The 523-nt window shown below is 70.2% G+C and carries 1 pseudogene; it reads right to left on the bottom strand.

Annotated elements, in window-relative coordinates:
- A pseudogene (gene proB / locus JCM19049_RS17310) lies at positions 1-523 on the bottom strand (glutamate 5-kinase); the annotation flags it as partial.

Below are 523 nucleotides of genomic sequence, written 5' to 3'. Positions count from 1 at the left end.
CGCGTTTTCGGCGCTGGTCACCAGCGCCGGGATGCCCGAGGAGGAGCTCATCACGGCGGCCTCGACCTTGGTGATCATCCCGCCGGTGCCCACCCCGGCCTCCCCCGGGGTGCCCAGGTTCACCGCCTCCACTTCGCTGGGGTTCTTGATCAGGCGATGCGCTGCCCGCCGTGGCGGGGGTGCGCGTCGTACACGGAGTCCACGTCGGAGAACAGCAGCAGCGCGTCGGCCTTGATCAGGTGGGCGACCAGGGAGGCGAGCCGGTCGTTGTCCCCGAAGCGGATTTCGTGGGTGGCCACCGTGTCGTTTTCGTTCACGATCGGCAGCACCCCCAGGTTCAGCAGCCGCACCAGGGAGCGCAGCGCGTTCGTGTAGGTTTGCCGGCGGCGCAGGTCATCGGCGGTGAGCAGCACCTGGGCGACGGTCAGCTCGTGGGCGGCGAACTCGGTGGTGTACTGGGCCAGCAGCAGACCCTGGCCGACGGCGGCGGCCGCTTGCTGGGTGGCCAGGTCCTTGGGGCGCT

It is taken from the genome of Arthrobacter sp. JCM 19049 (assembly GCF_001310435.1).
The sequence above is the reverse complement of the archived record's forward strand: the minus strand, read 5'-3'. Positions and strand labels throughout refer to the sequence as shown.